General features: G+C 66.6%; 13 protein-coding genes. 8 read left to right on the plus strand and 5 right to left on the minus strand.

Annotated elements, in window-relative coordinates:
• Window positions 1-5: 5 nt before the first annotated feature.
• The 5 genes from AC5P53_RS11595 to AC5P53_RS11615 are packed head-to-tail and all read left to right on the plus strand — an operon-like array spanning window position 6 to window position 3,029.
• Window positions 6-602: a GNAT family N-acetyltransferase gene (locus tag AC5P53_RS11595; protein ID WP_014036357.1), complete on the plus strand. Its 597-nt coding sequence runs from the start codon at window positions 6-8 to the stop codon at window positions 600-602.
• The gene (minC, locus tag AC5P53_RS11600) at window positions 548-1,393 is read left to right on the plus strand and encodes a septum site-determining protein MinC (RefSeq protein ID WP_241887233.1); all 846 of its coding nucleotides are present in this window, start codon (window positions 548-550) and stop codon (window positions 1,391-1,393) included. Before AC5P53_RS11595 ends, minC begins: the two co-directional genes overlap by 55 nt.
• A gap of 37 nt (window positions 1,394-1,430) precedes the next feature.
• The gene (gene minD, locus AC5P53_RS11605) at window positions 1,431-2,240 is read left to right on the plus strand and encodes a septum site-determining protein MinD (protein WP_005415682.1); all 810 of its coding nucleotides are present in this window, start codon (window positions 1,431-1,433) and stop codon (window positions 2,238-2,240) included.
• Between the two features lie 2 nt (window positions 2,241-2,242).
• Entirely contained in the window at window positions 2,243-2,503 is a 261-nt protein-coding gene (gene minE, locus AC5P53_RS11610; RefSeq protein ID WP_495227376.1) for a cell division topological specificity factor MinE, read from the plus strand.
• A gap of 46 nt (window positions 2,504-2,549) precedes the next feature.
• The gene (locus tag AC5P53_RS11615) at window positions 2,550-3,029 is read left to right on the plus strand and encodes a hypothetical protein (protein ID WP_014646351.1); all 480 of its coding nucleotides are present in this window, start codon (window positions 2,550-2,552) and stop codon (window positions 3,027-3,029) included.
• Between the two features lie 71 nt (window positions 3,030-3,100).
• On the opposite strand, the gene AC5P53_RS11620 is transcribed toward AC5P53_RS11615, so the two are convergent.
• The 3 genes from AC5P53_RS11620 to AC5P53_RS11630 form a co-directional block, all read right to left on the minus strand.
• Window positions 3,101-4,345: a DUF819 family protein gene (locus AC5P53_RS11620; protein ID WP_046429580.1), complete on the minus strand. Its 1,245-nt coding sequence runs from the start codon at window positions 4,343-4,345 to the stop codon at window positions 3,101-3,103.
• A gap of 140 nt (window positions 4,346-4,485) precedes the next feature.
• Window positions 4,486-6,564, minus strand: a complete 2,079-nt coding sequence (locus AC5P53_RS11625) for an alpha/beta hydrolase family protein (RefSeq protein ID WP_197606268.1) — start codon at window positions 6,562-6,564, stop codon at window positions 4,486-4,488.
• Between the two features lie 241 nt (window positions 6,565-6,805).
• Window positions 6,806-8,770, minus strand: a complete 1,965-nt coding sequence (locus tag AC5P53_RS11630) for an OPT family oligopeptide transporter (RefSeq protein WP_014646348.1) — start codon at window positions 8,768-8,770, stop codon at window positions 6,806-6,808.
• Between the two features lie 277 nt (window positions 8,771-9,047).
• Between AC5P53_RS11630 and AC5P53_RS11635 the strand changes: the two genes are divergently transcribed.
• The 3 genes from AC5P53_RS11635 (at window position 9,048) to AC5P53_RS11645 (ending at window position 12,766) form a co-directional block, all read left to right on the plus strand.
• Window positions 9,048-9,590 carry a hypothetical protein gene (locus AC5P53_RS11635; protein WP_227863628.1) on the plus strand — a complete coding sequence of 181 codons (543 nt, stop codon included), beginning with the start codon at window positions 9,048-9,050 and terminating at the stop codon, window positions 9,588-9,590.
• A gap of 91 nt (window positions 9,591-9,681) precedes the next feature.
• On the plus strand, window positions 9,682-10,902 hold the full coding sequence (locus tag AC5P53_RS11640) for an acetyltransferase domain-containing protein (protein ID WP_495227378.1): 1,221 nt from the start codon (window positions 9,682-9,684) through the stop codon (window positions 10,900-10,902).
• A gap of 109 nt (window positions 10,903-11,011) precedes the next feature.
• Window positions 11,012-12,766 carry a peptide MFS transporter gene (locus AC5P53_RS11645; RefSeq protein ID WP_049441185.1) on the plus strand — a complete coding sequence of 585 codons (1,755 nt, stop codon included), beginning with the start codon at window positions 11,012-11,014 and terminating at the stop codon, window positions 12,764-12,766.
• A gap of 54 nt (window positions 12,767-12,820) precedes the next feature.
• On the opposite strand, the gene AC5P53_RS11650 is transcribed toward AC5P53_RS11645, so the two are convergent.
• Both AC5P53_RS11650 and AC5P53_RS11655 read right to left on the minus strand, forming a co-directional pair.
• Window positions 12,821-14,809: a prolyl oligopeptidase family serine peptidase gene (locus AC5P53_RS11650; protein WP_241887231.1), complete on the minus strand. Its 1,989-nt coding sequence runs from the start codon at window positions 14,807-14,809 to the stop codon at window positions 12,821-12,823.
• Window positions 14,810-14,972: 163 nt separating this feature from the next.
• Window positions 14,973-15,608 carry a LysE/ArgO family amino acid transporter gene (locus AC5P53_RS11655; RefSeq protein ID WP_005415673.1) on the minus strand — a complete coding sequence of 212 codons (636 nt, stop codon included), beginning with the start codon at window positions 15,606-15,608 and terminating at the stop codon, window positions 14,973-14,975.
• Window positions 15,609-15,742: the final 134 nt, after the last annotated feature.

Below are 15,742 nucleotides of genomic sequence, written 5' to 3' on the forward strand. Positions count from 1 at the left end.
TCACAATGTCGATTGTCATCCGCGACGTGCGCGAGCACGAGCTCGATTCCGTCCTGGCTTTGAACAACAACGCTGGCCTGGCCATCCTTCCCCTGGATGCGGCCCGCCTGCGCCTGTTCTATGAAACCGCTGAGTATTTCCGCGTCGCCGAGCGCGACGGCAACCTGGCCGGCTTCCTGATCGGCTTCGGCAGCGACAGCCAGCACGACAGCAGCAATTTCGCCTGGTTCAAGCAGCAGCTGGACACCCCGTTCTTCTATATCGACCGCATCGTGGTCGCCAGCCGCCGTCGTGGCGGTGGCGTCGGGCGTGCGTTCTACGCCGACGCGCAGAGCTTCGCCGAGCTGCGCTACCCGCAGATGACCTGCGAGGTCTTCCTCGACCATGGCGCCGATGCCGCCCTGCTCTTCCACGGCAGCTTCGGCTTCCGCGAGCTGGGCCAGAACACCATGCCGCAGGTCGATGTGCGCGCCAGCATGCTGGCCAAGGAACTGTGCAGCTACCCGTGGGTCCAGGAGACCTACGGCGACAAGCTGCCGGATGTGGCATGGACACGCGCCCGGCAGCTGCCGGCGCAGGCACAGCGGCCGACGGGGACCTGAGCGTGGCGGTGAATTTCGATTACGAACAGGCCGGTGAACTGAAGATCGGCCAGGTGGGCATCGCCAACCTGCGCATCCGTACCCTTGATGTCGAACGTCTCGTGCAGGAAATGCGCGAGCGCGTGACCCGCGCCCCGAAGCTGTTCGGCCGCGCCGCGGTGATCCTCGACTTCGGCGGCCTGAGCCAGGTGCCGGACGTGGCCACCGCGCAGGCGCTGGTCGACGGCCTGCGCAGCGCCGGGGTGCTGCCGGTGGCGCTGGCCTACGGCACCAGCGCGGTCGACCTGCTCTCCCAGCAGCTCGGCCTGCCGCTGCTGGCCAAGTTCCGCGCGCAGTACGAGCGTGCCGAGGGCGAACCGGCCCCGCCGCCGCCCGCACCGGAACCGCGCCGGACAGCCCGTGCCGAACCGAAGCCAGCCCCAGCGACGCCGGTGGCCAAGGTGGCCGACGCCGCTGCACCGCAGCCGGGCCGCATGCAGCTGGGCAACGTGCGTTCGGGCCAGCAGCTGTACGCGGAAAACTGCGACCTGACCGTGATGGCCACTGTCGGCGCCGGCGCCGAGGTCATCGCCGATGGCAGCATCCATATCTACGGCACCCTGCGCGGCCGCGCGCTGGCAGGGGCCCAGGGCAACACCGCGGCACGCATCTTCTGCCGTGATTTCCATGCGGAACTGGTGGCCATTGCCGGCCACTACAAGGTACTGGACGATGTTCCGGACAACCTGCGCGGCAAGGCCGTCCAGGTGTGGCTGGAACAGGACCAGATCAAGATCGCTGCGCTGGACTGACGCAGCACCAAACTCATGCAGAACCAGGAGAAGTCCTTTGGCTGAAATCATCGTAGTCACCTCCGGCAAGGGCGGCGTCGGCAAGACCACTTCCAGCGCGAGCCTGGCCTGCGGCCTGGCGCGGCGCGGCAAGAAGGTGGCGGTGATCGACTTCGACGTCGGCCTGCGCAACCTCGACCTGATCATGGGCTGCGAACGCCGCGTGGTGTACGACTTCGTCAACGTCGTGCACGGCGAAGCCACCCTCAAGCAGGCCCTGATCAAGGACAAGCGCTTCGACAACCTGTACGTGCTGGCGGCCTCGCAGACCCGCGACAAGGACGCACTGACCCAGGAAGGCGTGGGCAAGGTCCTGAAGGACCTGGCCGCCGACGGCTTCGACTACATCATCTGCGACTCCCCGGCCGGCATCGAGAAGGGCGCCTTCCTGGCGATGTACTTCGCCGACCGCGCGGTGGTGGTGGTGAACCCGGAAGTGTCGTCGGTGCGCGACTCCGACCGCATCATCGGCCTGCTCGATTCGAAGACCCACAAGGCCGAATCCGGCCAGGACGTGCCGGCCTTCCTGCTGCTGACCCGCTACACCCCGCTGCGCGTGGAAAGCGGCGAGATGCTGAGCATCGCCGACGTCGAGGAAGTCCTCGGCCTGAAGGCGATCGGCGTGATTCCGGAATCGGGCGACGTGCTCAACGCCTCCAACAAGGGCGAGCCGGTCATCCTGGATGTCGAATCCGCTGCCGGCCAGGCCTATGAAGACGCCGTCGCGCGCATCCTCGGCGAAGAACGCCCGATGCGCTTCACCAACGTCGAGAAGAAGGGCTTCTTCAGCAAGCTGTTCGGAGGGTAAGCATGGGCCTGTTTGATTTCCTCAAAGCGAAGAAGACCACCGCCGAAACCGCCAAGAACCGCCTGCAGATCATCATCGCGCAGGAACGCAGCCACCGTGGTGGCCCGGACTACCTGCCGCTGCTGCAGCGCGAGCTGCTGGAAGTGATCAGGAAGTACGTGAACATCGACGTCGATGCGGTGAAGGTCGACCTGGTGAAGGATGGCCAGCACGATGTGCTGGACATCTCCGTGGCGCTGCCGGAAGGCCCGGACAAACCCTGATCCCCTGCCCCGCCCGTGCCTGCATGGGCGGGGCTGCCTGACCCGCATGACCGATACGACAACCGCCGTGGACATCACCTGCGTGGGCGACATCGCCTTCGCCGATGCGCAGTGCCTGCTCGCCGCGCATGGCCTGCGGCTGCACCACGTGGCCGCCGGCGAGCCGATTCCCGGCAGCTACTGGGGCGAGCCCGAGGCGGGCATCATCGCCAGCAACGTCTACGTGCGCGATGACACGCCCGTGCACTCGATGCTGCATGAGGCCTGCCACCTGATCGTACTGCCGCCGGAGCGGCGGGCGCAGGTGCATACCGATGCCACCGACTCGGTGGCCGAGGAAGACGCGACCTGCTACCTGCAGATCGTGCTGGCCGGGCAGCTGCCCGGCGTCGGCAGCCAGCGGCTGATGGCCGACATGGATGCCTGGGGGTATACGTATCGGCTGGGATCTACGAAAGCGTGGTTCGAGCAGGACGCCGAAGACGCGAAGGCATGGTTGATCGAACGCGGGTTGCCAGTGGCGTGATTCACCGGGAACCGGGGTCAGATCCCTTTTGCGTCGCAAAAGGGATCTGACCCCATCACCCCGTCGCCGTATCAGCCCTGCCCGGCCAGTGCGCGCAGGGTGATGCCGACGATGTAGGCCAGGTAGGTGCCGGTGGCATAGCCCATCGTGCCCAGCAGCACGCCCACCGGCGCCAGGGCCGGATGGAACGCGGCCGCCACCACCGGCGCCGAGGCCGGGCCACCGATGTTCGACTGCGAACCGACGGCGAAATAGAAGAACGGCACCTTCAGCAGCTTGCCCAGGCACCACAGCAGCACGATGTGCACGGCAATCCAGATCAGGCCAAGCAGGAACAGCCACGGGCGATCCAGCAGCGCCAGCAGATCCATCTGCATGCCGATGCAGGCGATCAGGAAGTACAGCAGCAACGAACCCAGCCGCGATGCACCCGCCCCTTCCAGGTTGCGTGCGCGGGTGAAACTCAGGCTCAGGCCCAGCGTGGTCGACAGCACCACCACCCACACGAACGGCGCGTCCAGGCTGAACTGCGACGCCCAGCTGACGTTGGCCTTGAACCAGGCCGCCAGCGGCGCACCGATCGCATGCGACAGGCCGACGCCGCCGAAGGCCACCGCCACGATCAGCATCAGATCGGTCAGGCTGGGAATGCGTTCGTGCTCGGCCTGGAAGCGCGCGATGCGTTCCTTCAGTTCATCGATGGCCGAGGTATCAGCGCCACTGCGTGCATCGATCTTCGCTGCACGTCCTGCCAGGAAGATCAGCGCGGCCATCCACACGTAACCGACACCGACATCGACCACCGCGAACTGGCCAAAGGTGGTCGCGTTGACGTCGAACACTTCGCGCATCGCCAGCATGTTGGCACCACCACCGATCCAGCTGCCGGCCAGTGCCGCCATGCCGGCCCAGGTATCGCCGGCCACGGTGTCGGGATGGATCGCGCGCATCACCAGGAACGCCACCACCGCACCGAGCATGATGCTGGCCGAGGCGCCCAGGTACATCAGTACCAGCTTCGGGCCGAGCCGCAGGATGCCCTTGATATCCACTGCCAGGGTCAGCAGGATCAGCGCCGCCGGCAACAGGATGTCGCGCGCGATCGGGTTGTAGAGCTTGGTGTTCTGGCCGTCGATCAGGCCGACGGTGTTGTAGATGCCGGGAATCAGGTAGCACAGCAGCAGCGCTGGCACGAACGTATAGAAGCGCTTCCACAGCCCCTGCTCGCGCGAGGCGGTCCAGAACACGGCGCCAAGAGTGGCGGCGATCAAACCGAAGACGACGATGTCGTTCTGGATCAGGGCAGTCGAAGGCATGCAGGCGCTCTGGTAGAGCCGGCCGCTGGCCGGCTGCTGGTGGCGGCAGATCAGGAAGGTGTGCCGACCAACGGTCGGCACCCACCGGTAAAGCAGATGGTGAAACAGAAGCGCCGCCCCGGAGGGCGGCGCCGCAACCATCAGTTGCCGATGTGCTGCTTCAGCCAGGCATTGACGGTGTCATGCCACAGGATGCTGTTGTTCGGCTTCAGCACCCAGTGGTTTTCATCCGGGAAGTACAGGAACTTCGATTCGATGCCCTGGCGCTGGGCAGCGGTGAACGCGGCCAGGCCCTGCTCGACCGGGATGCGGAAGTCCTGCTGGCCGTGGATGACCAGGATCGGCTTCTTCCAGTCCGCCACGTGGTTGACCGGGTTGAACTTCTCGTAGTTCGCCGCCTTCTGGTACGGCGTACCGCCCTGCTCCCACTCGGTGAACCACAGTTCTTCGGTGGCGTAGCCCATCATGCGCTGGTCGAACACGCCGTCATGGTTGACCAGGCACTTGAACGGGCTGTTCCAGTTGCCGGCAATCCAGTTGACCATGAAGCCGCCGTAGCTGGCGCCCAGCGCACAGGCCTTGTCACCATTGAGGAAGGAATACTTCTTCAGCGCCGCATCCCAGCCCTTCTGCAGGTCTTCCAGCGGGCGGTCGCCCCAGTGCTGGCTGATCGCATCGGTGAACGCCTGGCCGTAGCCGGTGGAGCCGTGGAAGTCGATCATCACCACCGCATAGCCCTGGCCCGCGTAGGTCTGCGGATTCCAGCGGTAGCTCCAGCCATTGCCGAAGCTGCCCTGCGGGCCGCCGTGGATCAGGAACGCGACCGGGTACGACTTGCCTTCCTGGTAGTTGTGCGGCTTGACCACGTAGCCATGCACGGTGTCGTTGTTCCAGCCCTTGAACTCGAACTGCTCGTAGTCGCCGAAGCTGACATCCTTGAGCACCTCACCAGCGGCCGGGGTCAGCGCGCGCAGCTCGCCGATCGGCTCACCGTCAGCCGGCAGCAGGCCGACCAGCACCTGGTCGTTGCTCTTCAGGCTGTTGCGGGTGATCGCCACGCTGTTGCCGGCCACATCGACCGAGGTCACGCTGCCGTCGCCGATCAGCTTGGTGGCCTTGCCGCTGGCCACGTCGATCTGGAACAGCGGGTGTTCGCCGAGGTCATCGGCCGTGGTGTAGATGCTGGCGCCGTCGGCGGACAGGGTGATGCCGCCAGCCGAACGATCCCACTGCGGGGCGATCTCTCGGGTCTTGCCACTGGCCAGGTCCATCGCCATCAGGCCGAAGCGGTCAGCCTCGAAGCCCGGGCGCTTCATCGCGCGGTAGAACAGGGTCTTGCCGTCGGCACTGAACACCGGGCCGGCATCCCAGGCCGGGTTGGAGGCGGTCAGGTTGACCGGCGCCTGCTTGCCCGCCGCGTCGAAGCGGTACAGGTCGAAGTTGGTCGACCACGGCTCCTGCTTGCCGGCCACGCGGATGCTGGCGACCACGCTGGCGCCATCCGGCGACCACGCGAAATCATCATTGCCGCCGAACGGCTTGGACGGGGCATCACCGTCGATGGTGGCGCTCAGCGCGGAAGCGCCCTTGACCGGACCGGCCTTGGCTGCCGGCAGCGGCGCGACGAACAGGGTGTTGCGGCGGCCGTCGTTCCAGGTATCCCAGTGGCGCACGAACAGCGAATCGAAGACCTTGCCACTGGCCTTGGCGCCGGCGACGTCCTTGAGCTTCTTCTCGGTGCAGGTCAGGTCCGAGGCACAGGCCTGGAACACGCCGGCGCTGAACAGCACGCGGTCGTCCTGCGGCGACACGTGGTAGCTGTCCACGTCGACCGGGAAGTCGGTCAGCTGGCGCGGGGCGCCGCCGCTGACCGGCTGCGCGTACAACTGCTGGCTGCCGTTCCTGGCGCTGAGGAAATACACGGTCTGGCCATCGGCCGACAGCGAAGCGGAATTGACGTTCCAGCCGGCCGGGGTGATCTGCTTCGGCGGCGCTGCGTCGCGGGTACGCAGGTTGCGCGCGTACAGCGCGGTGGAGGCCTTCAGGTTGGCATCCACGCTGCGCTTGGCGAACACCACGGTGCCGCCGTCAGCGGTCAGTACCGGTGCGGAGACGCGGTCCATGGCCACCATGTCGCGGACTTCCAGGCCACGGGCAGCGGCGACGCTGGGCAGGGCGGCCAGCAGGCTCAGTGGCAGCAGGGCATGACGCAGTTTCATCGGGGTCTCCGCAGGACGGCAAAAAACCGATGGTAGGCCCGTGCGGCCGGGGCTGCCAAGGCCATCGGTCATGGCTGCCGGTGGGGCGCGGCCCCGCCGCCAGAAAAAGCAAACCGCGCCGTGGCGCGGTTTGTGGGGACACCGGGGTCGGATCCGATTCCGACGGAATCGGCTCTGACCCCAGACGCTGTCAACCCGGGGTCAGAGCCCTTCCCTGCGGGAAGGGATCCGACCCCAACCCTTACGCCATGGCGCGCTTGCCGGTGCGGTAGATCAGCCAGCCGACCAGGAACAGCACGGCCAGGCCGATCCACTGTGCGCCCGGCAGGTGGAACGGCACGGCCAGCACGTCGGCGCGACTGCTCACCACGATCGGAATCGCGATGGCGATGCCCATCAGTGCCTCACCGGTGATCAGGCCGGCGGCGAACAGCACGCCCGGCTTGTGCACGCGGTCGCGACCTTCTTCGTCATCGGCACGCACCTTGTGGAAGCGCTCGACGAGGTAGGCGATCAGGCCGCCGAGGAAGATCGGCACCATCAGTTCCAGCGGCAGGTAGATGCCGATGGCGGCGGCCAGCACAGGCACGCGGAAGCGGGCGTTGCGCGACTTCAGCCAGCTGTCGAACGCGATGATGGCGGCACCGACCACGGCACCGATGCCGATGAAGGTCCACGGCAGTTCACCACCGAACAGGCCCTTGGCCACCGAGGCCATCAGGTTGGCCTGCGGCGCGGCCAGCGCGTTCGGGTGCAGCTCCGACTTCACGCCGATGCCGTAGGCGGTGGCCAGCAGGTTCAGCACCGGGGCCATGATCAGCGCGCAGGAGAACGCACCGATGCCCAGCATCAGCTGCTGCTTCCACGGGGTGGCACCGACGATGTAACCGGCCTTGAGGTCCTGCAGGTTGTCACCGCCGACCGCTGCAGCACAGCACACCACCGCACCGATCATGATCGCGGCCACCGCGCCCAGCGGCGCGCCGAAGGCGCCGACCGGCTGCAGGCCATCCTTGCCCAGCAGCACGACCAGCACGGCCGATGCGAACAGGATGGTGGAGATGGTGATGCCCGAGACCGGGTTGTTGGACGAACCGATCAGGCCGGCCAGGTAGGCCGAGACCGAGACGAACAGGAAGCCGGCGACGATCATGATGAGGGTCATCGGGATGGACACGTGCCACTGGCCGACGATGGCCTGGTACAGGGCCAGCAGCGGCAGCACGAACACCACCAGGGCGACCAGCATCCACTTCATCGGCAGGTCGCGCTCGGTGTGCGCCAGCACCGGGCCACCGCTCTTGCGGGCGGCGGCAAAGCCGCTCTTGACGCCGTTGAGCAGCGACTTGCGCAGCGAGATCAGGGTCCAGATGCCACCGATCAGCATCGCACCGACGCCCAGGTAGCGCATCTTCGCGCCCCAGATAGCGAACGCGGCCTCGGTGGACGAGGCAGCGGCAACCGACGCGGCCAGCGCCGGGTCGGTGTTCATGAAGAACGCCTGGTAGATCGGGATGGCAATGTGCCAGGTCAGGATCGAGCCGGACACCACCACGATGCCGACGTTGAGGCCGACGATGTAGCCCACGCCCAGCAGTGCCGGCGACAGGTTGGTGCCGATGAAGGCGGTGACCTTGGAACTGCCGACGTAGGCCGAGGTGGCCCAGGCATCGGGAATCAGGCGCATGCCGCTTTCCGCGGCCAGCTTGACGAAGGCACCGATCACCGCCGACAGGCCGAGGATCTTCAGGCCCGGGCCCGGGTTCTCACCGGCCTTGAGCACTTCGGCCGCAGCCTTGCCTTCCGGGAACGGCAGCGGGTCTTCGACAATCATCGAACGGCGCAGCGGCACCGAGAACAGCACGCCCAACAGGCCACCGAGGCCGGCGATGCCCAGCACCCACCAGTACTTGAAGTCCGGCCAGTAGCCCATGATCACCAGCGCCGGGATGGTGAAGATCACACCGGCGGCGATCGATGAACCGGCCGAGGCGCCGGTCTGCACGATGTTGTTCTCGAGGATGGAGCCACCGCCCAGCAGGCGCAGCACGCCCATTGAAATCACCGCGGCGGGAATGGCGGTGGCGATGGTCAGGCCTGCGAACAGACCGAGGTAGGCGTTTGCGGCCGACAGCACCACCGCCAGCACGATGGCCAGGGCCACTGCGCGGAAGGTGAGCTGCTTGGGCGCAGCGTCGTGGTTCATGGGAGCCCCTGCTGGCAAAAAATCCCCTGCACGCTAGCGTTCAGGAGGCGGCAAGTCCAGTGCGGTTCGGGAGGGTTGCGGCCAGGTCGGCAGTGAGATAGTCGTTTCTGGCCAAACTCGGCCAACGCATCAAGCGCGTGAGGCACATCCCGGAGGGCTGCCGGGCCTCGCGGTCTCTTTGTCCTGCAGGGGCCAGGCCAACCAGTACTGCAGCATTCCAGCCATCATCGTTTGAAGTGCCTCAACGCCCCGTGCATCGTGTTCATGATCTGAACCGATGACGCTGAGCCGCCCGATGAACAACCCACTGCGGATCCGCCCGATCAAATCACCGGTCGTAGCTGTCGTGACCCTGACCTGCCTGATGCCGCTTTGCGATTACGCATCTGCCTGGAGCCGCATTGGCGCAGTCGAGATCACCGACCACGCCGGCAAACCTTGTTTCGGACTACCCAAGAAGGAGCGCAAGCGTATCGGTAAAACTCCAGAGGTGTTTGGTGTGGAGGTGCATGACGCAATTACTCCACCGCTGCGGCGGCAATGGTCTTTCTACTTTGCCCATCCCGCATCAATCCCACTTCCCCCCGGAGCCTGCGTGGTCTACGGAGAAGTGCCAGCCAACGCCATTACAAGGCAGACGGCGATGCCGCTGCAGCCCGGACGCCTGTACGACGTATCGCTGTCGGCCACCAGGACCGGCGCCACGCAACACCACAGCGCCCGATTCTGCTTGAAGGCCAACCCCGACGGGAGCCTGCGAGCGATCCAGGTCCACTACGACGAGGCGCTGGGCTGGAGCCCCTCGGTTTGCCTGCCCTGAGCCGACGCGCGCGCTCGTCGGAACAGCTCAGCACGCGCTGGAAAGACGCAATTGTTATGTTATATCCTGCCACGCCGACCGAACTTCGTACGTGGCCCCTTCCCCCACTACCCGCCTGGCCTCCATCGACCAGCTGCGCGGCACCGTGATGCTGTTGATGCTGCTGGACCACGTGCGCGAGACCTTCTTCCTGCAGCACCAGGTGAGCGACCCGATGGACGCAGCGACGGTCTCCCCTGCGCTGTTCGCCTGCCGTCTGCTGGCCCACCTGTGCGCCCCCGTGTTCGTGCTGCTGACCGGGCTGTCGGCCTGGCTGTACGGCCAGCGCCAGGCGGATCCGCGCGGGGCCACAGCTGCGTTCCTGCTCAAGCGCGGGCTGTTCCTGGTGGTGCTGGAACTGACCCTGGTGAATTTCGCCTGGACCTTCCAGCTGCCGCCGGAAACGCTGTACCTGCAGGTGATCTGGGCCATCGGGCTGAGCATGATCGCGCTGGCCGGGCTGCTATGGCTGCCACGCCCCGTCCTGCTGGCGGTCGCGGTCGCGGTGGTGGCCGGGCACAACCTGCTGGATGGTGTGCGGGTGGAAGGAAGCGGCCTGCTGGCGGTCGCGGTCGCGGTGGTGGCCGGGCACAACCTGCTGGATGGTGTGCGGGTGGAAGGAAGCGGCCTGCTGGCGGTGCCGTGGAAAGTGCTGCACCAGCGCGACTGGATCGAGGCCGGCGCGCTGCGCCTGCGCACCTCCTACCCGGTACTGCCGTGGATCGGGGTGATTGCGCTGGGTTATCTGATGGGGCTCTGGTTCGGCCGCGCGCGCGCGCCGGAGCAGCGCCAGCGCTGGCTGCTGTGGGCAGGCGTCAGCGCGCTGGCCCTGTTCGCGCTGCTGCGGTTCGCCAACCAGTATGGGGATGCTCCCTGGTCGTACCAGACCACTACGCTGCGCACGTGGTTGAGCATCTTCAACGTCACCAAGTACCCGCCGTCATTGCAGTTCCTGTTGCTGACCCTGGGCGTGGGGCTGTTGCTGCTGCGCTTGTACGAATGGCCGCCCCTCGCGCTTGCGCTGCGCCCGCTGTCCGATATCGGCGCCGCGCCGATGTTCTTCTACCTGCTGCACCTGTACGTACTGAAGGGGCTGTACCTGGCCGCGTTGGCGGCCTGGGGGCCGACCCATGGCGAACTGTATGCCCTGGATTCGGTCAGCGGCCTGCTGCTGGTGGCCTGTGCGCTGGCGGTGGTGCTGTACCCCCCGACGCGGGCCTTCGCGCGGTTCAAAGCGCGAAGGCGCGATCTGCCTTGGTTGCGATACCTGTGAGCGGTGGCCGCCGGGGGAGCGCCATCCCTGCATGGCGTGGATCCACCGGCGGCTGCCTGCCCAGGCCCAGAGGCCTATAATCGCGCCCTTTCCGCTGTCCCCGCCGTCGATGACCGTTGCCGCCTCTGCTTCCGACGACTTCCTGGGCCACCCCAAGGGCGTCTACGTCTGCTTCTTCACTGAAATGTGGGAGCGCTTCTCCTTCTACGGCATGAAGGCGCTGTTGCTGCTGTACCTGACCAAATACCACCTGTTCGGCGACAAGGCCGGCCTGGACCTGCTCGGTGCCTACGGTGGCCTGGTGTACTGCATCCCGGTGTTCGGCGGCATGCTGGCCGACCGCTGGCTGGGCATGCGCCGGGCAGTGCTGTTCGGCGGCATCCTGCTGGTACTCGGCCACCTCGGCATGGCCTTCGAGGGCCACGCCGCGTACCGGGTGAACGGCGAAGTGGTGCGCGACACCTCGGCGCTGGCGGTGACCTACCTGTCGCTGGCGCTGATCATCATGGGCGTCGGCTTCCTGAAGCCGAACATCTCCACCATTGTCGGCAAGCTGTACGCCAAGGACGACCCGCGTCGCGACTCGGGCTTTTCGCTGTTCTACGCCGGCATCAACCTCGGCGCGCTGTTCTCGTCCCTGGTGTGTGGCTTCCTCGGTGAGGCCTACGGCTGGAAGTACGGTTTCGGTGCGGCCGGCATCGGCATGCTGGCCGGCCTGGCGATGTTCCTGTGGGGTCAGAAGTACCTGCAGGGCCATGCCGAACCGCCGCAACCGGCGGCGCTGAAGCAGAAGGTGCTGGGCCTGCCACGCGAATGGCTCATCTATCTGTGCGCGGTGCTCGGCGTGCTGCCGGTGGCATGGCTGATGTGGGCCGCCGGCAACGGCGCATTCGCGCTGGGCGGTGAAATCAGCCTGGCGCTGATGCTGATGCTGGTGGTGTTGGGCGGCGTGCTGGTCTGGTTCGCCTGGTTCACCGGCACGAAATGCACGCCGGTGCAGCGCCAGCAGATGATCGCGCTGATGGTGCTGATCTTCATGGCGCTGGTGTTCTTCACGATGTACGAGCAGTCCTACGGCTCGTGGGTGACCTTCACCGACCGCCTGCTGACCAAGGACATCGTGCCCTCGCTGGTGATCACCGGCGGCACGCCGCTGCCGTGGTCGATCCTCTCGCTGCTGCTGGCACCGCTCGGCTTCGTGGTCAGCGCGCGCCTGTCGGAACGGCGCCCGGGCTCGGCCGCGCCGCGCACGTTCTTCGCCGCCATCGTCGTACTGATGCTGGTGCTGCTGGTGCGCGACTGCCTGGTGATTCCGCAGACCGCCGGCTCGCTGACCTACCTCGGCGGCCTGTTCCTGGTGCTGCTCGCTCCGGCCTTCGCCGCGCTGTGGACGTGGATGGACCGCCGCGGCTGGGAACCGGGCAAGCCGGTGAAGTCGGCCTGGGGCCTGGTGATCGGCGCGCTGTCGTTCGTGCCGCTGGCGCTGGCCGCACAGCAGGTGGGCGCCACCGGCGAGATGGCCAGCGTGTGGTGGCTGGTGCTGGCCTACTTCCTGCTGGCCAGCGGCGAGATGTGCCTCTCGCCGGTCGGCCTGTCGGCGGTGACCCAGCTGGCCGTGCCGCGGGTGATGAGCCTGATGATGGGCACCTGGTTCCTGGCCACCGCATTCTCGGAAACGCTGGCCGCGCTGTTCGGCAAGCTGGCCGCGATCGAGGTGCCGGAAGGCGAATCGCTGGACATGGTGGCTGCCGCCGGTGCCTACGCGCACCTGTTCTGGCTGCTGATGTGGATCGGCCTGGGTTGCGCGTTGGTGGCCTTCATCGCCGCGCCGCTGCTGAAGAAGATGATGCACGGGGTGAAGTAAGTCCCGCGTGCCGAAGACCAGGGCGGCGGAAAATTCATCCGCCGCCCTGTCAGCTCAGGGCGCCTTGTCCTTGCCGGCCACGGGCGCGGTCGTCGCGGTCTTGCCCCCCAGGCTGCGCGCCAGGAACGCCAGCAGCTTGTCGTAGTACTCGCTGCGATGCGCCTCGGTGTAGAAGCCGTGGCCTTCGGTCTTGTAGTACAGGCTTTCCACCGGTGTGCCGGTGCGCTTGAGCGCCGCTTCCATGCGCTCGGTATGCTGGATCGGCGCACGCTTGTCTTCGCCACCGGCGGCGAGGAACACCGGCACCTTGATCCGTTCGGCCAGGTTCACCGGCGACACCGCGCCCAGCTTGGCCGGATCACCCAGCCATTCGCGCAGGTAGGTCACGCCTGAGCCGCGGTCCTGGATATCGCCACGGGTGTACATCATCGGCAGGTCGTAGACCCCCACATAGCCGGCCGCGCACTGATACAGCCCGGGTTCGCGGGCGGCCCCCATCATCGCCGCGTAGGCCCCGTAGCTGGCGCCATAGATGCAGATGCGACGAGCATCGGCGATGCCTTCGCTGATTGCCCAGCGGGTGGCATCGGTGACATCGTCCTGCATCGCCGCGCCCCACTGCTGCGCACCGGCCTGGGTGTGGGCCCGGCCGTAATTGCCCGACCCACGGAAGTTGACCTGCAGCACGGCATACCCGGCGGCGGCCAGCATCTGGGTTTCGCGGTCGTACTGGCCGGAATCGAAGATGTCGAACGGACCGCCATGCGGCATCACCACCATCGGCAGGTTGCGGCCGTTGCTGCCGGCCGGCAGGGTCAGGAAGCCATGCAACGGCAGCCCGTCCCGCGCCTTCAGTGCAATCGGCTTCACGCTGGCACTGCGGTCCACGTCAATCCAGTCGCTGCGGCTGATCAGGTGGTCAGCCTTGCGCGCCACCGTGTCGTAGACGTAGAAATCGCCCGGGTTCGAGCCCGACCAGGTTTCCACCAGCACGACACGGCCATCGCGGGTGCTGGAGGTGATGTAGACCGGCCCTCCGAAGGCGGCTTCCAGGCTGCGGTACAGGCGCGCCTCCGGCGACTTCTCGTCGAAGAACCGGGTACGCGGCGTATCGCCCAGATAGAGCGCGCCCACCGGCACGTGGGTGCCGGGCCGATGGATGATGCGATACGGATTGACCACCTCGTCGCGCAGCAGCGTGGCACGCTCGCCGGTCTGCGGGTTCCAGCTGACGATCGCGTCCGGGCCCTGGGTCTGCTCGACGTTGAGGTAGGCCAGGCTGTCATCGGCCGAGAAGCCGAGGGCGGTTTCGATGCGCTTGCTGACGGCCTCGTCGTTGATCAGCTTCCAGCTGTCGCCACTGCGTTCGCGGAAGTACAGCTTGTTGATGTTGTCGCTGCCCGAGCCATGCACGAAGCGCACTTCGCCGGCGCCGTCGGTGGTGAACTCGCCGCGCCGTACCGGCGAGGACGCCACCCGCGAGCGACGACCCGTAGTCACATCCATGCGATCTACGCGGGTGTACGGATCCTCGGCCAGCGGCCATACGGTCACCAGCACGTTGCGCTCGTCGCCCGGCAGGTCGTCGGCCAGGAAGGCGGCCACTGCTTCGACCTTCTTCGGCTGGATGCGGGTCCCCGGGCCCTTGCTTTCGACGCGATAGCCGACCAGCAGCTCGCCACGGTTGCCGTTGGCGTCGATGGCATAGAGTTCGCCGGTGGGATTGGGTTGGTCGAGCGAGCCCCACTTCTGGGCCAGGCCGATCAACAGGCGCTCGTTGCTGACCCAATCGAATTCCTGCGCGTGGTTGCGGCTGGGCGGCCAGAAACTGCCGACCACCTCCTTGTCCTTCAGGCGCAGGATCGCGATCGCGGTGCTGTCCTCCCTCGGCACCGTTGCCGCTACGTACTCGCCCCCCGGCGAGATCTTGATGTCGGTGAAGGTCTCCCGCCGCAGGTACTGCGTCAGATCCAACGCCCCCGCGCTGCCTGCGGCAACGCCCCCGATGACGGCCAGTGCGGCCGCCAGAATCGTCCTGTGCATCCTTCCCCTGCTCCTGTGGACACCTTGTCCTGGTCTCCGATTCTAGGCAGGGCAATGGGTTTCCCGCCAGAGCCGGAAAAGACGACGGCACCGTTGCCGGTGCCGTCGTTGCCACTACCTTGGAGAGAGAGTCAGGACGTGGGTTCGGGGGGCGTGCGCCGGGTCAGTGGACCCCGCGCACCGCCAACATGAGGGCCAGGATGCTGAGGATCACGGCGATGGTGCCGTCGAGCACGCGCCAGGTGCTGGGCTTGGTGAACAGCGGCGCCAGCAGGCGTGCGCCAAGGCCCTGCGCGGTCAGCCACAGGCAGCTGGCCGTGACCACGCCCGCAGCGAAGGCCATGCGGGCATTGCCGAAGTTCTCGGCGATGGAGCCGATCACCATCATGTCCAGCCAGAAGTGCGGGTTGATCAGCGAGAAGCCGACCGCGGCCATCAGCACCGCGCGGCGGCTGCCGTCGTCGCTGTCGGCCTCGCCCATGCCACCGCCGCCGGCGATCGCACGGCGTGCCGACTTCATCGCATACCAGGCCAGGAACGCGACACCGGTCCACAGCACGGCGGTGGTCAGCCACGGCAGCGCTGAAGTGAGCGTGCGCAGGCCGGCCACGCTGGCAAAGATGAAGATGGCATCGATGGCCGCGCAGGTGGCGACCACCGGCACGATGTGCTTGCGCAGGATGCCCTGGCGCAGAATGAAGGCGCTCTGGGCCCCGACCACGGCGAACAGGCCGATGCCGGTGGCTGCACCAGAGAACCAGGCACCGAGGCCGGTGCTGGCGGAGATGACCGAGAACATGGGATTCACTGCCTTGTATTGCTTGGGGGACGGTGCCTCGCGAAGGCGGACAGCACCGGAACGGGCGCCATTGTCGCGCCGCAACATGGAAAAGACGAGCTAAACTTCCTAAACCAACATTAGCGGAGCTTAAT

The sequence above is a fragment of the Stenotrophomonas sp. YJH_SMC_82 genome, assembly GCF_059368875.1.